Source organism: Streptomyces sp. NPDC056480, from assembly GCF_042795405.1.
Classification (GTDB): domain Bacteria; phylum Actinomycetota; class Actinomycetes; order Streptomycetales; family Streptomycetaceae; genus Streptomyces.
In genome coordinates this window covers 80,928-98,197 of sequence record NZ_JBHTSA010000020.1, presented here as the reverse complement: position 1 = coordinate 98,197, position 17,270 = coordinate 80,928, and the positions used below count along the sequence as shown (strand labels likewise).

Genomic DNA, 17,270 nt, shown 5'->3' with positions numbered 1-17,270 from the left:
CGGTGAACGCGACGGGGGGCGGGCCCGCGGGCCCGCCCCCCGTGACGCGCGCGTGCGGTCAGGGCTTGCGGGCCACCGCGGCCCAGCCCGGGATGGGCTCGTCGCCCGGTACCGGGACCGGCTCGCCCAGCTCCGGGTGCCACTCCGCGGTGAGCGAGACCCCGGGCTCGACGAACTCGAGGCCGTCGAAGAACGCCGCGAGCTCGTCCCGCGACCGCGGCCGCAGGGTCAGCCCGCGCGCCTTGTACATCGCGACCGCCTCCGCCGCGCCCTCGGGGTTGAAGTCCCCGGTGACATGGGAGAGGACCAGGTAGCTGCCCGGCGCGAGCTGGTCCACGAGCTTGCCCACCAGGTCGTACGCGTTGTCCTCGTCCCCCACGAAGTGCAGCAGGGCGAGCATCGACAGCGCGATGGGCTGATCGAAGTCAAGGACCTTTCCGGCCCTTTCGAGGATGATCTCGGGTTCGCGGGCGTCCGCCTGGATGTACTCGGTGGCCCCTTCCGGGGTCGAGCGCAGCAGGGCGGCCGCGTGCGCGAGCACGATCGGGTCGTTGTCGCAGTAGACGATGCGGGACTCCGGCGCGGCCTCCTGCGCGATCTGGTGCAGGTTGGGCTCGGTCGGGATGCCCGTACCGATGTCCAGGTACTGGCGGACGCCGTGGGCGCTGAGCCAGCGGATGGCGCGGTGCATGAAGGCCCGGTTGACGCGGGCCATGTCCCGGCCGCGGGCGTCGACGGTGAGCAGCTGGCGTGCCATCGCCTCGTCGACCGGGTAGTTGTCCTTGCCGCCCAGGAACCAGTCGTACATGCGCGCCGGATGCGGCGTGCTCGTGTCGATCCGTATCTCACTCCGCGGGGATGCGGGGTCCTGGGTCATCGGCGCTCCTGGTCGGGATGAACGAGTGGCACTACAACAAGAGTTACGTGACGGTAGGGGCGGGGCGGAAGGGGTCAGGTGAGCAGAAAGTCAGCCTGACCGGATTTGGCCCCCTGGATGAAAGCTGCGATCTCCCCGTGGGTGTAGATGAGCGCTGGTCCTTCAGGGTCTGCGGACTGTCGCACGGCGACTCTGCCGTCGGCCAGCTTCATGGCCTCCACGCAGTTGCCCCCGTTCCCGCCGCTCCACGGCTTGTGCCAGCCCTCGGCACCGAGCTCAGCGGCGGGCATGCCGTTGTATATGCGATCCATTCACAGCTCCTTGCGGAGATTCCGGAGAATCTCCTTCGTGCGTTGTGCAGTCGCGGCCTGAGCCGCCATGCGGTCCATGACCTCCAGGTGGGATGCCACCTCGGGGCGCGCGTCGAGATAGACGGCGCCGGTCAGGTACTCGCTGTAGACCATGTCCGGCAGTTCGGGCATGGCGAAGCGGAAGAGGACGAACGGTCCGTAGGTGCCGGGGTGATGGCCGGACGCGAACTCCGCGATCTGCAGGGTGACGTTCGGCAGCTCCGACGCTTCGAGCAGCCGGTCGAGCTGGTCGCGCATCACTTCGGGCCCGGCGCCGACCGGTCGGCGGAACACCGTCTCGTCCATGATCACCCAGAACTTCGGGGCGTCCTCCCTGGTGAGCAGGGACTGCCGCTCCATCCGTAGGGCTACATGCCGCTCGGCGTCCTCGTCCTTGCCGGCATCGCTGCCGCCACCGACCGCCCCGCTGCGCAGAATGGCGCGGGCGTAGTCCTCGGTCTGGAGCAGACCGGGGACGAACTGGGGCTCGTACGCCCGGATGAGGCTGGCCGCCCCCTCCAGGCTGACGTACATGGAGAACCAGCCGGGCAGCACGTCGTGGAACCGCTGCCACCAGCCGGGAAGGTTGGCCTCCTCCGCGAGGGCGATGAATCCCTCGGCCTCGGAGTCCGTGATCCCGTACTCCCTCAGGAGGAGCTGCACGTACGGAATCTTCAGCGCGACCTCGGCGGTCTCCATCCGCCGGACGGTGGCCGGGGCCACCCGGAGGATCTTCGCGGCCTCTTCCCTCTTCAGGCCGGCGCGCTCCCGCAGATCCTGCAGGCGCCTGCCGAGAACGACCTGTCCCACCGTGGGGGCGGACCGCGGCTCGCTCACTCTCAGACCTCCCCGACGCACTGTTTCGACGAGTGTGCCACGAAGCCGGGCCAGAGAGAACACAGCACTCTGGAATTTTCAGAGTGCCACTTGCCAAGTGTCCGACTCAGGAGGACAGTGTTCCGGTGTGAACCAGTACACGCTGCCGCCGTGCGCCACCGCGCCACGGCGACAGTGTCGTACGGCACTCCTGCCCCTTGTTGTGAGGAACCGGTCGTGGCTTCTGGTAACGCGCAGCCTTCAGGTCTCATGAGTCCCCGAGTCATGGCCCAGCGCCCGCAGCCCCAGACCGATACCGATGGCGTCCGCCGCTTCGCCTTCGAGCTCCCCGCCCTCACCTCGTCGGTCGCCCGCGCCCGCCGGCTCGCGGAGGAACGCCTCATCATCTGGGGCTGCGGCCCCGACATCCGCGACACGGTGGCCCTGGTCGTCTCCGAACTCGTCACCAACGCCGTCGTGCACACCGCCAGCGACCGCTTCATATGCGAGCTGCGCGAGGGCGAGGACACCCTGCGGATAGCCGTGCGCGACGAGGGCGGCCCGGCCGACCCGCGGATACGCGACTGCGGCGAGGACGAACGCGGCCGCGGACTCCTCATCGTCGACGCGCTGTGCACCGCCTGGGGCGCCGACCGCACCGGACACGGAACGGCCCAGGTCGTCTGGGCGGAACTGGCCCACGGCATGGGGGAAACGTGCTGAGGTCGATGGCCACCCGCATGATCCCGCTGCTCCCCGGGTCCCGCAGGTCCCCCTCCGGAGACCGCGTGCCGGAACCCCGCCGCTCCGCCGAACTCCGCCCCGGCACCCCGGGCGCCACCGGCACCGCCCACCCCCGTGACCTGGGCGCCATCCGCCTCTCCGTCCCCGTCGGCCTGCACACCGGCCTCGGCTGCGACGCCGTCGGCGTCCCCGCCCGCTTCGGTTTCAAGATCCTCTCCCGCCTCCCCGCCAAGGGCTGCGTCTACGCCGACTCCGACTGGTGGTGGTGGCTGGTCCCGGCCGGCTCCGACCAGGACGTCACCTGGCCCCTGCCCGCCTGCTACGCGCGTGGCGCCGAGATCCCGGACCGCCGGCCGCGCCTCATCCACCACCCCGACGGCACCTCCCCCTACACGCCGCCGATCCCCCTCTACCTGCTGGTCTGCCAGCTGACGGGCATCGCGCCGTCCTGGGCGGGACCGCCGGTCAGCAGCGCACGCTGACGCGCCGTGCACGGACACGCTCGACCGCACTCGGCCGCACACGTGCGGTGACGGCACGAGGTCGGACGATCGATCCCCTGCCCCGCGTGGCCCCTGAACACATAGGGTCGGGGACATGTTCACCCCGCAGGGCCCCAGCCTCCGCGAGCTGACCGTCCAGGCCCTCTCCTCCGTCGAGCACGGCTACGACCTGCTCGCGAACAAGTTCGACGCGACGCCCTTCCGCACCTCCGAACGCCTCCTGACCGCCGTCACCCACACCCTGGAGACCCTCGGCCCCTTCGACTCGGGCCTCGACGTCTGCTGCGGCACCGGCGCCGGTCTCGGCGTCCTCCGCTCGGTGTGCGCGGGCCCGGTCACCGGCGTCGACTTCAGTACGGGCATGCTGAGCCGGGCCCGCGACGCCCACCCCACGGCCGGCCTGGTCCGCGCCGACGCCCTGGCCCTGCCCTTCGCGCCGGCCTTCGACCTGGCCGTCAGCTTCGGCGCCTTCGGCCACTTCCTGCCGGACGAGCAGCGCAGGCTGTTCGCCCAGGTCCACGCCTCCCTGCGCCCCGGCGGCACGTTCGCCTTCCCCATCGGAGCCCCGCCCCCGGTCGGCTCCCGCCTCTACTGGATCCTGTGGGGCTTCGACGCGACGATGCGCGTCCGCAACACGGTCTGGCGCCCACCGTTCGTCATGTACTACCGCACCTTCCGGCTCGGCGACGTCCGCGCCCGCCTGGAGGACACGGGATTCGAGGTCGCCCTCATGTCCGTCGACGCCCTGGGCACCCGCGAGGACGGAAGTCCGCGGTGCCGTCTGGTGGTGGCGCGCAGGAAGGAGTAGCGGATGCCCGACGTCGGCGCTCCAGGGGCCGCCCCGTGGGGCCGCCCCGTGGGGCCGCCCCGCGGGGCGGGCCCTCCTGACACCCGCCTCGGGGGGCCGGACGGCGCACACAACGCGAAATGCCGGTCGATACGAGATCGACCGGCATTTCCGCTGGTGTCCGAGGGGGGACTTGAACCCCCACGCCCGATAAAGGGCACTAGCACCTCAAGCTAGCGCGTCTGCCATTCCGCCACCCGGACAAGGTGTCTGCCGCTGCGGGGTTTCCCTCGCGGCGACAGATGTAACTCTACCAGGGGTTCCAGGTGGCTTTCACCAGCGTTTTCCGTGGTCAGTGGGGTGAAGCCGCCTCATGATCCTTGATCGAGTACGGATTCCCCCGGCCGCGCGCACCGGGTGCTGCCGCTCGCTCACACAGAGTGCCGCGGGGTGGACGCTCGGCGGCCTCGAACCCCCTGGCCGGGGGCCCGAGGCCGCCGGGTGGATCAGCGGCCCTTCTCCCGCAGCGTGTGGAGGTGGGCGCTGGACCTGCGGGCGAAGGTCAGCGAGTCGACGGGGTTGTCGTGCTCGGCCTGCCAGTGGTGGGCGCTCCGGCCGTGACGGGTGCGGTTGACCGCCGAGATGAAGCGGCGGTAGTCGATGTCGCCGTCGCCGACGTCCGTCATCCGGTAGCCGTAGGGGACCGCGGTGTCGTCCCGGTCGCCGTCCTTCACATGGAAGAGCGGATAGCGGTGGGGCTGGTCGAGGACGTAGTCGAGCGGGTCGAACGGGGCGGGAGTGCCGTCCGGGCGGACCGAGTAGCGGTACTGGCCGACGTACGCCCAGAAGATGTCCATCTCCAGGTGCACCAGGTCGGGGTCGGTCTCGGCGAGGAGGACGTCGTAGAGGCGCACGTCGGGGCGGTCGCTGGCGAAGGAGAACTCCTCCGAGTGGTTGTGCTGGTAGAACTTCATGCCGCGCTTCCTCGCCGCGGCGCCGAACCGGTTGAACTCCTCGGCGCACCGCTTCCAGCCGTCGACGGTGGAACCGTAGCGCCAGGGCCCGGAGGCGGTGCCGATGTGGGGCAGGCCCAGGGCGGCCGCGTCGTCGAGGACGCGGTCGAGGTTCTGGGCGAAGGTGTACGCACCGGGGTCGCTCGCGTAGTAGCCGACGTGGCTGCCTATCGGGCGCAGACCGTGGTCGCGGGTGACGCGCTTGAGCTGGGCGAGGCTGATGGGGCCGGCGGAGCCCTGGCTGTATCCGGCGTACTCGACCTCGTCGTAGCCGTACTTCTGCAGCTCGGCGAAGACGGCGGCGAAGCCGAGGGTCGCTACCTTGTCGCGCAGCGAGTAGAGCTGGATGCCCAGGCGGCCGGGCGGCAGGACGGGGCGGCCGTGCCCGTGTCCGTGGCCCTTTGCTGCGGTGGCCTCGGCCGCCGCGGCGGCGGGGGCCGCCGCGGCCCCGAGCAGTGCGGCGGCGGTCGCGCCCGCGGCGACGCCCAGCATGTTCCGGCGGCTGAGCCTGTGAACGAGCTCGGGGTCGTTGGCGGCTTCGGTACGGCGCATGCGACTCATCTGTGGATAACTCCTTGGCTGTCGGAAAGGCCTGCTTCACTGGATTCAGCCGGAGGGGTCGGCTGGGGGGCTCCGGAGCGATCCGGAGCGATCCTGATCGCTCCGGAGAAATTCGGTCTGCTGAGCGGGTTCAGGTCGGGGTCTCCGTGACCCCGGCCAGCCTGAGCAGCAGGTTCTTCACATCGATGGCCGCGACGCGGCCGTCGAGGGCGCGGGGGGTGGAGCACAGGATGAGCGGACCTTCGTCGTCGCTCGCGGGGAGGCGGCCATGGCTGCCGCGAAGAGGTGAGGGGTTGAGGGGGACGACCGCGAGCCGGTACCGCATACCGAGCTTCTTGCGGGCGATCTCCCTGGCGGCCTTGATCCGCACATAGGGGTCGAGCGGGTCCATGAGGAGTTCGGCGGGGTCGTAGCCGGGTTTGCGGTGGATCTCGACGAGCTGCGCGAAGTCGGGGGCGCGGGCGTCGTCGAGCCAGTAGTAGTACGTGAACCAGGCGTCGGGCTCGGCGAGGGCGACCAGTTCCCCCGAGCGCGGATGGTCGAGGCCGTGTTCCTTCTTGCCGTCGTCGTCGAGGAGCCGTTCCAGACCGGGGAGGTCGGCGAGGGCTTCCCGGACGGCCGGCAGGTCGGTGGGGCGCTTCACGTACACGTGGGCGATCTGGTGGTCGGCGACGGCGAACGCCCGGGAGGTCATGGGGTCCAGGTACTCCATGCCGTCCTGGGTGTGGACCTCCAGGAGGCCGGCGCGCCGCAGGGCGCGGTTGATGTCGACGGGGCGCTCGACCCGGGTGATGCCGTACTCGGAGAGGACCACGACCGTGCGGCCCTCGGCCCGCGCCTCCGCGAGGAGCGGCGCGAGGACGGTGTCGAGCGCGGCCGCGGCCCGGAAGGAACGCGGGTCGTCGGGGCCGTAGCGCTGGAGGTCGTAGTCCAGGTGCGGGACGTAGCAGAGGGCGAGGTCGGGGCGGCGGGTGCGAAGGATGTGACGGGTGGCGTCGACGATCCAGCGGCTGGAGACGAGGTCGGCGCCGGGACCCCAGAAGTGGAAGAGGGGGAAGGTGCCGAACTTCTCGGTGAGTTCGTCGTGCAGGGCCGGGGGCCGGGTGTAGCAGTCGGGTTCCTTGCGTCCGTCGGCGTAGTAGACGGGGCGGGGGGTGACGGTGATGTCGGTGTCGGCGCCCATCGCGTACCACCAGCAGATGTTGGCGACGGTGTAGTCGGGATGGGTGCGGCGGGCGGCGTCCCAGAGACGGTCGCCGGAGACGAGTCCGTTGTGCTGGCGCCACAGCAGGACGTCGCCGAGGTCGCGGAAGTACCAGCCGTTGCCGACGATGCCGTGCTCGGCGGGGAGGGTGCCGGTGAGGAAGGTCGTCTGGGCGGTGCAGGTGACCGCGGGCAGGACGGTGGAGAGCGGGGCCTGGGAGCCGCTGCGGGCGAGGGCGGCCAGATGGGGCATGTGCGGCAGGAGCCGCGGGGTGAGACCGACGACGTCGAGGACCAGGAGGGGTGTGGGCGCGGGTGCGGGTGCGGCGGCGGACGCGTGGACGGCTGCGGGTGCGGGGTCGCTCATGGCAGTTCCTTGAGGCCGAGGTCGGTCAGTAGGTCGCGGGCCAGGGTCAGTTCGGCGGCGATGCCGTCGGCGAGCCGGGCCCTGGTGCGGGGGCGGCTCTCGGGAGGAAGGGCCTGCCAGGTGTACGTCTCGACCTCCAGGTGGTGGGTGCGCGGGTGCGGCCCGCCCACGAGGAGCGCGAGGGCGTCCTGGAGGACGGGGAGCGTGGAGCTGAGCGGAGGGGCGGGGGGAGCGTGCAGGGGGACGTGGAAGTGGGCGCGCCAGGGGGTCGCGTCGGGGAGACCGTGGGCGGTCGTGGCGTGGTGCCCGGAGGTGGCGAGCGCCTCGGGGAGGTCGTCGGTGCCTCGGAGGCCGGCGGCGGTTCTGGTGCGGGTCTGGTGGAGGAAGCGGGGCTCGGCGAAGGCGGCGAGCGCCGCCCTGACCTCGGGGAGGTGCGGGTGTTCCGCGTGGAGCGCGGCGGAGAGCTGTGCCTTGGGCACGGGGATGCCGGCGGCGGCGAGCGAGTCCAGGGCGGTGTGCGGGTCCTCGAAGGAGGTCGCGAGATGACAGGTGTCGAGGCAGACGCCGATCCGGGGGTTCGGTGCGGCGGTCGGCGCGGGGCTCGGGTTCGACGCGGGGCTCATGCCTGGCGCGGACGTCGGGTTCGGTCCGGACCTCGGGTTCCGTACGGACCTCGGGTTCGGTGCGGCGGTGAGTGCGGCGACGGCGTCGGCGACGGTCTCGACGATGCAGCCGGGCTCCGGTTCGAGCCCGATCCGGATGCTCCGTCCGGTGAGTTCCTCCAGCGCGTCGAGCCGTCCGGCGAGCGTCGTCAAGGCCGTGCGGGCGGTGGCGGCGGCCCCGGAGTCGAAGGGGGTGCGCCAGGCGAGGGGCAGGGTGGAGACGGACCCCTCGGTGACGTCCTCGGGGAGCAGCGCGGCGAGGAGTCTGGCGAGGTCGGTGGTGTGGGCGAGACGGTCGGGGTGGGTCCAGTCCGGCTGGTAGACGCGGTACTTGACCTCGTCGGCGCCGAATCCCTCGTACGGGAAGCCGTTCAGGGTGACCACTTCGAGGCCGCGGCGGTCGAGTTCGGCGCGCAGGGCGCGGAGCGAGGCCGGGTCGGTGGTCAGGGAGCGGGCGGCGTCCCGGGCGAGCCAGAGGCCGATGCCGAGGCGGTCACGGCCGAGGCGGCGGCGGACCGGCTCGCAGTGGTCGCGGAGCTGGGCGAGGACGCCGTCGAGGGTCTCGGCCGGGTGCACGTTGGTGCAGTAGGCGAGGTGGACGGTGGAGCCGTCGGGGTGCCGGAAGCGCATGGGGGCGCCTCATTCCCCGCCACGGAGCACGGAGTTGCCCTCGTGCAGGTCCGGCGGGGTGGGGAGGTCGAGGTGGAGACGTCCGCTGAGCCCGTAGAAGGCGACGGGGTTGCGCCAGAGGACCTGGTCGACGTCGTCGTCCGTGAAGCCGGCGTCGAGCATGGCCAGGGCGACGGCGCGGGTCTTGAGGGGGTCGCTGCGTCCCCAGTCGGCGGCCGAGTTCACGAGAACGCGGTCGGTTCCGTACTCCTTGAGGATCGCGACGGTCCGGTCCTCGTCCATCTTGGTGTCGGGATAGACGGAGAAGCCGAGCCAGGCGCCGCTGTCGGCGGCCTCCTTGACGGTCGTCTCGTTCAGGTGGTCGAGGAGGACGCGGTCCGGGGCGAGCGCGGATTCGCGCACGACGTCGACGGTGCGGCGCAGACCGGTGAGCTTGTCGCGGTGCGGGGTGTGGACGAGCGCCGGCAGGCCGTGGTCGGCGGCGAGCTGGAGCTGGGCGGCGAGCGCGGTGTCCTCGGCGGGTGTCAGGGAGTCGTAGCCGATCTCGCCGACGGCGACGACACCGTCCTTGGCGAGATACCGGGGCAGGTCGTCGAGGACGGGGACGCAGCGGGGGTCGTTGGCCTCCTTCGGGTTGAGGGCGAGGGCGCAGTGGTGGGCGATGCCGTGCTGGGCGGCGCGGAAGGGCTCCCAGCCGAGGAGGGAGTCGAAGTAGTCGAGGAAGGAGGCGGGCGAGGTGCGCGGCTGGCCGAGCCAGAAGGACGGTTCGACGAGGGCGCGGACACCGGCGTCGTACATCGCCCGGTAGTCGTCCGTGGTGCGCGAGGTCATGTGGATGTGCGGGTCGAAGATGCGCATCAGGACTCCTCGGTGGGGGCGGTGAGGGCGAGGACGCGGGTCAGATCTGCGGGGACGTGGCGGCCGGCGGCGGTGCGTTCGGCGGCGTGGTCGGCGAGCATCCGGGCGAGTTCGCCGTCACCGGCGGCGCGTTCGGCGAGTCCGGCGACCGCGGTGACGGGGACGTCGGTGAAGAGACATTTGAGGACGGCGTGCCGCCAGGCGTGGGGGGTGAGGTGGGTGGCGGCGTAGGGGCCGACGGCGGCGGTGACGAGGGTGGTGTCGTGGGTGCGGAGGGCGTCCTCGACGAGGGGTACGGCCTCGGGGCCGGTGACGAGGGCGGGGAGGGCCAGGAGGACGGCGCGGCGCTCGGCGGCGGCGCCGTGCCGGTAGAGACGGGTGAGGGTGTCGGGGTCGGCGTCGGCGGCCCGGAGGAGGAGGGTGCGGGCCTCGTCCGCGTGCTCGTGCCCGCAGTGCCGGCCGGCGGCGACGAAGCGCTCCTCCCACCCTGGGGCGCGGGCTTCGGCCTCGGCGAGGGCGGAGTCCAGCCAGGCGCGGGCGGCGTCGGTGACGGTCAGCATGTCGGGGCCTCCCGGCGCAGGAAGGAGAGGGAGGTGCGGGCGAGTTCGGGGCCGGCGTGGGAGTGCCGGGGCAGCTCGACGACGGTCAGCCCGGGATAGCCGGCGGCGCTGAGTTCGGTGAGGGCGGCGAGTACCGGCGGGAAGTCGATCTCACCGTCGCCGAACGGCAGGTGCTCGTGCACACCGCGGCGCATGTCCTCGATCTGGATGTGGTGCACCCAGGGGGCGGCCGCCCGGAGGCAGTCGGCGGGAGGGAGGGGTTCGAGGCATTGGCAGTGGCCGATGTCGAGGGTGAGCCCGAGGACGGCGGGCTCGGGGTCGCCGAGGAGTCCGCGCAGGTGGTGGAAGTCGTCGAGGGTGGCGAGGAGGTGACCGGGTTCGGGTTCGACGGCCAGGGGGACGCGGGCGGCTTCCGCGGCCTCCAGGACAGGGGTGAGCGAGGAGGTGAGCCGCTTCCAGGCCTCGTCCGGCGGGGTGTCGGCCGGGCGGATGCCGCTGAAGCAGTGGACGGCGTGCGCGCCGAGGTCGGAGGCGACCCGGACGGCCCGCAGCAGGAGCTGGACCCGGGCCGCGCGGTCGTCGGGGTCCGGGTCGAGCAGGGACGGTCCGTGCTTGCGGCGGGGGTCGAGGACGTAGCGGGCACCGGTCTCGACGGTCACACCGAGCCCCAGCTCGCCGAGCCGCCGGGCGACCCGGGCGGTGCGGGCGGCGAGGTCGGGGGCGAGGGGGTCGAGGTGCATGTGGTCGAGGGTCAGCCCGACGCCGTCGTAGCCGAGATCGGCGAGGAGCCCGAGGGCGTCGTCGAGCCGCAGATCGGTGAGGCCGTTGGTGCCGTAGCCCAGCCGTGGGCGGCCCGAGGCGCGAGGAGACCGGTCCGGAGAGGAGGGGAAGGCGGCGGGAGCGGTGACCTGAGCGGCGGACGCGCCGCGGGAGGGCACCGGCGGACGGGAGACAGGACTGGCAGGACTGGCGGAACTGGCGGGACTCATGTGGGGCTCACCTTCCGGGCGAGGGCGCGCGCGGCCGGGACCAGGCCGAGCAGCGCGAGCGCGGTCCCCGGCGCTCCGGCGCGGGCGGACAGCGCGGCCTGCAGCGGGATGGTCGCCCGGATCCCCCCGCCGACGGCCCGCTCGGTGAGCGCCGCGGACGGGTTGAGCGCGGCGTGGAGGAGGAGGGTGGCCGGGGTACGGGCGTAGGCCAGGGCGAGGAGGGGGCCGAGACCACGGGAGGGGTGGGGCCGACGAGAGGAGAGGAGCCGACGGGAGGGGAGGGTGGGGCGGGGGTGGGGGTGGGGGTGGGGGGTGGGGGGCCCGGAGGCGGACGAGACGGTGGTGGTGTCGGGCCGCCCGCCGAGCCCCTCGCCCGCCGTCGCCCCGGCCACCGCCAGGGTGACGGCGAGTGCGGCGAGCGGGGTGCGGGTGGAGCCGCCCTGGGTCTCGTGGCGGGAGACGGCGGTGACGGCGTAGGTGTGTGCCCCGAGCAGGGCGGCGGAGGGCAGGGCGTGGACGGCGCGGTGGTGGGGCCCGCCGTTCCCGCCCGTCGAGGCCGTGGCGCCCAGGAGGAGGTCGAGGGCTCGGGCCGTGGCCATGGTGCCGGGGCCCGCCGGGGTGTGTTTCAGGCCGAGGTCGTAGGCCCAGACCGTGGCGGCGAGGGCGGTGGCGACCGCGAGGGGCGGGCGGCCCGCGCGGGAGGCCAGTGCCAGACCCGCCGCCGTGAGGGCCGCCGAGGCCGCGAGGGCGGCGCCGGGGGCGATGCGTCCGGAGGGCAGGGGGCGGTGGGGGCGTTCGGCGGCGTCCTCGGCCCGGTCGGCCCAGTCGTTGAGGGCCATCCCGGCCTCGTACAGGCAGAGCGAGGCGCCGATCGCGCAGAGCGTGCCCCGGCCGGGGCGGACCCCGGCCGCCGCCGCGCCCGCGAGGGCGTCCCCGGGCACCGAGAAAAGCGCCGATACGCGGAGGAGTTCCGCCCAGGCCTGTGCCCGGCCGGTACGCCGCCGGGTCATCGGGCCACCCCCGTCCCCGTCCCTGCCCCCGTCCCCGTGTCCCCCGCTCTCGTGTCCCCCGACCCGCCCATGTCCCCCGCGCCCGTGTCCTCGGCACCTGTCTCGCCCGTACGAGGGGCCGCCGGGCCCCGGTCCGCCGGGCCCCGGTCCGCCGTCCCCGGGTGGTCGCCCAGGGTGCGGCCGAAGGTCAGCAGGCGGTCGTACTGGTCCGCGAGTGAGGCCGGTGGGGTGCCTTCCGGGTCCTTGAAGTAGAAGGCGAGGTCCTCCAAGGGCCCCGTGAGGCCCTTCTCGTGGGCGCGGGCCGTGAGGCGCGCCAGGTCGAGGACGAGAGGGGCAGCGAGGGCGGAGTCGCAGCCCTGCCAGAGGGTCTGGAGGATCATCCGGGTGCCGAGGAAGCCGTCGAAGGCGATGTGGTCCCAGGCGGTCTTCCACTCCCCCATCGCGGGGACGTCGTCGATGTGGACCTGGCCTTCGACGCCGGGGCCGAGGGTGTCGGTGAGGACGCGTTCCTTCCCGGCGTTCTTGGCGGCCGCGGCGGCCGGGTCGGCGAGGGCGGCTCCGTCGCCGCCGCCGAGGAGGTTGCTGCCGGACCAGGCGCGTACGGTCAGGGCGCGCTGGCGGAACATCGGGGCGAGCACGGCGCGGAGCAGGGTCTGGCCGGTCTTGCCGTCGCGGCCCGCGTGCGGGAGTCGGCTCGCGGCGAGCGGGGCGGCGAGGGCAGGGTGGCGCAGGCCCGTGGACGGGGTGAAGTTGATGTACGGGCATCCGGCGCGCAGTGCGGCGGCGGCGTACAGGGTGCTGGGTGGGAGCCCGACGCCCCCCGACGCCGGCTCCGTGGATGCCACATTGACGACCACGACGCGGTCCAGGCCAATGCGTCGGCGGAAGTCCGTCAGGTCGTGGGTGAAGGCGGTGATGAGTTGTTCGTCGGTGCGGGTGTCGCCGGGGGCGGGGCCGCCGGGGCGGATCTCGCGGTCGGCGGCTTCGAGCTCGTGGGTGACGGTCCTGGTGAGGCCGTACGGGAGGACTCCGGCCGTGGTGAGTTGTTCGGCGCGTTTGGGGAGCGGGCAGTCGGTGGTGTCGTGTCCGCCGAAGACGAGGGAGGCGAGCGGGGGCAGGCCGGCGTCGGCGAGTTCGGGGGTTTCGGTGGCCATGCCGGTGGGTGGGTGGAGTCCGGCGACGAGAGCGGCGCAGCCGACCATGGTGGTGGTGGCGACGGAGCCTCTCGCGCCTATGAGCCAGATTCCGGTGCGGGGTGCGTGGGTCATGGCGTCGGCCTCCCTGCTCGTCCTGCGGAATGCGGAATGCGGGGTTGGGGGGTGGTGACGGTGGGCGGGGGGTACGGCGCCGCCCCGCCCACCGTCGTCCGGGGGCTCCCGTCTGCTGTGCGCGGGAGCCGGTCGGTGGGACCTCCGTCACGAAGGGAACTCCGTCAGGAGGGGAGTTCCTTGAGGCGGAGGTCGCGGAAGGCGGCCTGGTCTGCGGCTCCGTGGTTCTGGATGCCGATGTGGCCGCTGGTGAGGCTGCGGGCGGGGTCGGTGTTGGTGAAGTCGTTGATCTTGATGCCGTTGAGGAAGACCTGGAGGCGTTCGCCCTGGACGCGGATCTCGTAGGTGTTCCATTGGCCGGGCGGGCGGAGGGCCTGGTCGCGGGCCTTGAGGTTGGCGGACTTGAAGCCGTAGACGGCTCCGGTGGTGCGGTCGGCGGCGTCGGTGGCGTCGATCTGGATCTCGTAGCCGTTGTTCACGGCGGACCAGGGGTCGTCGCTGGCGGGGAAGCCGACGAAGATGCCGGAGTTGGAGTCGCCGGTGAGTTTCCAGTCGAGGGTGAGGGAGTAGGACCGGAGTTCCCTGGCCTGGTACCAGAGCATGCCCATGCCGCCGGTGGAGTGGAGTTCGCGGTTCGTGATGTCGAATCCGCCGGGTCCGGCCTGCTTCCAGCCTTCATGGGTCTCGCCGTTGAAGAGGTCGCGGTAGCCGGTCTGGGGCCGGCAGTCGGCCTTGACCTGGCCGGTGGCGTAGCGGAGGCCGCCCAGGAGGTGTTGGCGGAAGGCGGGTTCGGTGTACGACTCCTTGGTGTGGCCGCCTCCGGTGTAGAAGGAGCGGCCGCCGCCGTAGGTCTGGCACCAGGCGATGGGGTGGTCGCCCTTCATGGTGCCGCCCTGGTAGGTGGTCTCGTCGAGGGTGGCGAGGACGCGGGCCTGGTCGCGGGGGTTGGTGCGGTAGTTGTACCACTCGTCGGTGCGCTGCCAGGGGCCGTCGATGTGGGCGGTGGCGGGGTGGGTGTGGTCTTCGGCGCGGACGGTGGCGGGCTGGATCTGGGGGTGGGACTGGAAGTAGGCGCCGACGAGTCCGCCGTAGAAGCTCCAGTCGTATTCGGTGTCGGCGGCGGCGTGGATGCCCATGTAGCCGCCTCCGGTGGAGACGTAGTTCTCGAAGGCCTTCTGCTGGTCGGTGTCGAGGACGTCGCCGGTGGTGGAGAGGAAGACGACGGCGTCGTAGCGGGCGAGGTTGTTGGTGGTGAACTGGCGTGGTTCTTCGGTGCTGTCGACGACGATGTCGCTGGTGGCGCCGAGTTCCTTGAGGGCGGTGATGCCGGTGCCGATGGAGTCGTGGCGGAAGCCGGCGGTCTTGGGGAAGACGAGGACTCGCTTGGTGTCGCGGTTCACGGGGGTGCTGGAGAGCGTGAAGTCGTCGAGGTCGTAGAGGGCGCCGGTGCCGCCCTTGAAGACGAGGAAGAGTTCGGTGGTCTTGCGGGGCAGGTTGCGCAGGGGGACGTCGATGTCCTGGAAGGTCTCCCAGCTGCCGGTGACGGGGACGGGTGCGGAGCCGTGGAGGGGGCCGGTGGGTGAGGCGGTGCGGACTTCGAGGAAGCCGCCGTTGCCGCCGGAGGAGATGCGGGCGGTGAGTCTGGTGGCTCCGGTGACGTTGTAGGGCGTGAAGGAGATCCAGTCGCCGTCGTTGATGTCGCCGACGGTGCGTCCGCCGTTGGCCTGGGTCTTGTCGAAGAGGTTGACGCCGTTCTGGGCGTCGAAGTGTTCGGCCTGGCGGTGGCGGGGCTGGAGTTTGGCCTGGTCGTGGGTGGTGAGGGCGGCCTGGCCGCCGCCTCCGCCGTCGGTGTATTCGGCGTCGAAGACGGCGAAGATGTTGGCGTCGTCGTCGTGGCCGCCGTCGGCGGAGGTCTTGATGGTGCCGGTGCAGCCGTTGGCGGTGGTGACGGGGTGGCCGTGGCTGTCGTGGCCGAGGACGTAGGTGACCTTGACCTTGGTGCAGTCGATGGTGCCGTCTTCGGGGTCGGTGACGGTGACCTTGAAGGGGATGTCGTCGCCGAAGGAGAAGAGGGCTCCTTCGGCGGGGAGTTCGAGGGTGACCTTGGGGGCGGTGTTGCCGACGACGAGGTGGACGGAGGCGGAGCCGGTGCGGCCGCTCGCGTCCTTGGCCGTCACGGTCGCCGTGTAGGTGCCGTTCTTGCGGTACGTGTAGGTGGGGTTGGCGGCGGTGGAGGTGCCGCCGTCGCCGAAGTCCCAGGTGTAGGTGAGGGCGTCGCCGTCGCCGTCGGTGGTGCCGGCGGAGGAGAAGGCGACCTTCAGGGGGGCGGTGCCCGAGGTCTTGTTCACGCTCGCCTCGGCGACCGGGGAGCGTCCGCCGGTGGCGTTCTCGATGCGGTAGAGGCCGGAGTTGTGGTCGCCGCCGAACCAGGCGGTGCCGTAGTCGAGGACGTAGAGGGCTCCGTCGGGGCCGAAGGCCATGTCCATGATCTGGGTGCCGGTCCAGGGGACGTCGTTGATGGAGGCGACGGTGCCTTCGGCGTCCTGGTCGATGCGCTTGATCCAGCGGCGGCCGAACTCGCCGGCGAAGAAGTCGCCGTCGTAGGCCTCGGGGAACTTCACCGGGGATGTGCTGGCGGGGTCGTAGCGGTAGACGGGGCCGCCCATGGGGGATTCGGAGCCGGTGCCGAACTCGGGTACGGAGCCGCCGTTGTAGGGGATCCAGGCGGGTTCGGCGGGCGGCAGGTCGACGAGTCCGGTGTTGTACGGGGAGTCGTTCTCGAGGGCGGCGCAGTCGTAGGCGGCGCCGGAGGTCTTGGTGGCGAAGTCGTAGTCGACGTAGGGGTCGTTGTCGCCGGTGCAGAAGGGCCAGCCGAAGTTGCCGGGTTTGGTGACGCGGGCGAACTCGACCTGTCCGGCGGGGCCGCGCTGGGGGTCGGCGGCGCCGGCGTCGGGGCCGTAGTCGCCGACGTAGAGGACGCCGGTGGCCTTGTCGACGCTGAAGCGGAAGGGGTTGCGGAAGCCCATGGCGTAGATCTCGGGCCGGGTCTTGGCGGTGCCGGGGGCGAAGAGGTTGCCTTCGGGGACGGTGTAGGTGCCGTCGTCGGCGACCTTGATGCGGAGGATCTTGCCGCGGAGGTCGTTGGTGTTGCCGGAGGTGCGGCGGGCGTCGAAGGCGGGGTTGCGGCCGGGGCGTTCGTCGATGGGGGTGAAGCCGTCGGAGGCGAAGGGGTTGGAGTCGTCGCCGGTGGAGAGGTAGAGGTTGCCCTGGGCGTCGAAGTCGATGTCGCCGCCGACGTGGCAGCAGATCCCGCGGGTGGCGGGGACGTCGATGACCTTCTTCTCGCTGGTGTTGTCGAGGGTTCCGTCGGCTTTCAGGGTGAAGCGGGAGAGGCGGTTGACGCCGTCGTACTTCGCGAAGTCGGCGGCGGTGCCGTTCTCGGGGGCGTCGCCGGCGGGGGTGTCGAGGGGCGGGGCGTAGTAGAGGTAGATGGCTTTGTTCTGGGCGAAGTCCGGGTCGAGGCCGATGCCCTGGAGGCCTTCCTCGTCGTGGGAGTAGACGGGGACGGTGCCGATGACGGTGGTGTTGCCGGCGGCGTCGGTGCGGCGGAGTTCGCCGTTGCGGGAGGTGTGGAGGACGCTGCGGTCCGGGAGGACGGCGAGGGACATGGGTTCGCCGACCTCCTCGCCGCCCTTGGCGAGGGTGATCTGCTGGAATTCCTCGGCGGCGGATGTGCCGGGGGTGGGGGCTTCGGGTTCGGCGGCGAGGCCCTGGGGGGCGCCGAGGGCGAGCAGTCCGATGGTGAGTAGGGCGAGCGACTTCCTGGCGCGGAGTCGTTTTCTGTGCACGGGTGTCCTCCGGAGTCGGGCCGGGTGTGCGGGTGGTCCGGGGACCGGCGTGCGCCGTCACGCTGGTCACGTCACGCTGTTACGCCATCACGCTGTTACGCCATGTACACATCAGGGACCGTAGCCGGGTTCGTCCAGCACGGAAAGCCCTTGCGCAGCAGTGCGGTCGAACTTTTCCCCGCGAAAGGACAAAGGCTCTCGCGGGCAGCGCGGACCGGCCCGGC

The 17,270-nt window shown here is 72.1% G+C and carries 15 protein-coding genes and 1 tRNA gene; 3 read left to right on the top strand and 13 right to left on the bottom strand.

From position 1 onward, the window contains the following. Positions 1-58: 58 nt before the first annotated feature. The 3 genes from ACFQ79_RS12180 to ACFQ79_RS12170 form a co-directional block, all read right to left on the bottom strand. Positions 59-877: an SAM-dependent methyltransferase gene (locus ACFQ79_RS12180; RefSeq protein ID WP_383581879.1), complete on the bottom strand. Its 819-nt coding sequence runs from the start codon at positions 875-877 to the stop codon at positions 59-61. A gap of 74 nt (positions 878-951) precedes the next feature. Then, complete coding sequence (locus tag ACFQ79_RS12175; RefSeq protein ID WP_015037566.1) at positions 952-1,188, bottom strand: DUF397 domain-containing protein; 237 nt, start codon at positions 1,186-1,188, stop codon at positions 952-954. After that, positions 1,189-2,064, bottom strand: coding sequence for a helix-turn-helix transcriptional regulator (locus ACFQ79_RS12170; RefSeq protein ID WP_030313556.1), 876 nt, complete (start codon positions 2,062-2,064; stop codon positions 1,189-1,191). A gap of 264 nt (positions 2,065-2,328) precedes the next feature. Here ACFQ79_RS12170 and ACFQ79_RS12165 point away from each other — a divergent pair, with 264 nt between their 5' ends. The 3 genes from ACFQ79_RS12165 (at position 2,329) to ACFQ79_RS12155 (ending at position 4,098) form a co-directional block, all read left to right on the top strand. Next, positions 2,329-2,766, top strand: a complete 438-nt coding sequence (locus tag ACFQ79_RS12165; RefSeq protein WP_383581889.1) for an ATP-binding protein — start codon at positions 2,329-2,331, stop codon at positions 2,764-2,766. Positions 2,767-2,771: 5 nt separating this feature from the next. Then, complete coding sequence (locus tag ACFQ79_RS12160; RefSeq protein ID WP_383581876.1) at positions 2,772-3,269, top strand: hypothetical protein; 498 nt, start codon at positions 2,772-2,774, stop codon at positions 3,267-3,269. Between the two features lie 115 nt (positions 3,270-3,384). Further along, complete coding sequence (locus tag ACFQ79_RS12155) at positions 3,385-4,098, top strand: class I SAM-dependent methyltransferase (RefSeq protein ID WP_383581874.1); 714 nt, start codon at positions 3,385-3,387, stop codon at positions 4,096-4,098. Positions 4,099-4,252: 154 nt separating this feature from the next. Here ACFQ79_RS12155 and ACFQ79_RS12150 read toward each other — a convergent pair. The 10 genes from ACFQ79_RS12150 to ACFQ79_RS12105 form a co-directional block, all read right to left on the bottom strand. Continuing rightward, positions 4,253-4,340, bottom strand: a tRNA-Leu gene (locus tag ACFQ79_RS12150). A 243-nt stretch (positions 4,341-4,583) separates the two neighbouring features. Then, on the bottom strand, positions 4,584-5,651 hold the full coding sequence (locus ACFQ79_RS12145; protein WP_383581872.1) for a sugar phosphate isomerase/epimerase family protein: 1,068 nt from the start codon (positions 5,649-5,651) through the stop codon (positions 4,584-4,586). 130 nt (positions 5,652-5,781) lie between these two features. Continuing rightward, positions 5,782-7,221 carry an alkaline phosphatase family protein gene (locus tag ACFQ79_RS12140; RefSeq protein WP_383581870.1) on the bottom strand — a complete coding sequence of 480 codons (1,440 nt, stop codon included), beginning with the start codon at positions 7,219-7,221 and terminating at the stop codon, positions 5,782-5,784. After that, on the bottom strand, positions 7,218-8,513 hold the full coding sequence (gene eboE, locus ACFQ79_RS12135; RefSeq protein WP_383581867.1) for a metabolite traffic protein EboE: 1,296 nt from the start codon (positions 8,511-8,513) through the stop codon (positions 7,218-7,220). Before eboE ends, ACFQ79_RS12140 begins: the two co-directional genes overlap by 4 nt. 9 nt (positions 8,514-8,522) lie before the next feature. After that, positions 8,523-9,371 carry a TatD family hydrolase gene (locus tag ACFQ79_RS12130; RefSeq protein ID WP_383581865.1) on the bottom strand — a complete coding sequence of 283 codons (849 nt, stop codon included), beginning with the start codon at positions 9,369-9,371 and terminating at the stop codon, positions 8,523-8,525. Further along, positions 9,371-9,931 (bottom strand): EboA domain-containing protein, encoded by a 561-nt coding sequence (locus tag ACFQ79_RS12125; RefSeq protein WP_383581863.1) that lies wholly within the window; start codon positions 9,929-9,931, stop codon positions 9,371-9,373. The genes ACFQ79_RS12130 and ACFQ79_RS12125 overlap by 1 nt, the downstream gene beginning before the upstream one ends. Then, positions 9,925-10,869 (bottom strand): sugar phosphate isomerase/epimerase family protein, encoded by a 945-nt coding sequence (locus ACFQ79_RS12120; protein ID WP_383581861.1) that lies wholly within the window; start codon positions 10,867-10,869, stop codon positions 9,925-9,927. Before ACFQ79_RS12120 ends, ACFQ79_RS12125 begins: the two co-directional genes overlap by 7 nt. 47 nt (positions 10,870-10,916) lie before the next feature. Then, positions 10,917-11,930 carry an SCO3242 family prenyltransferase gene (locus tag ACFQ79_RS12115; protein ID WP_383581859.1) on the bottom strand — a complete coding sequence of 338 codons (1,014 nt, stop codon included), beginning with the start codon at positions 11,928-11,930 and terminating at the stop codon, positions 10,917-10,919. Next, positions 11,927-13,198, bottom strand: a complete 1,272-nt coding sequence (locus ACFQ79_RS12110) for an inositol-3-phosphate synthase (protein ID WP_383581857.1) — start codon at positions 13,196-13,198, stop codon at positions 11,927-11,929. The genes ACFQ79_RS12115 and ACFQ79_RS12110 overlap by 4 nt, the downstream gene beginning before the upstream one ends. A 164-nt stretch (positions 13,199-13,362) precedes the next feature. Continuing rightward, positions 13,363-17,046, bottom strand: a complete 3,684-nt coding sequence (locus ACFQ79_RS12105; protein ID WP_383581855.1) for a ThuA domain-containing protein — start codon at positions 17,044-17,046, stop codon at positions 13,363-13,365. Between the last annotated feature and the right edge of the window lie 224 nt (positions 17,047-17,270).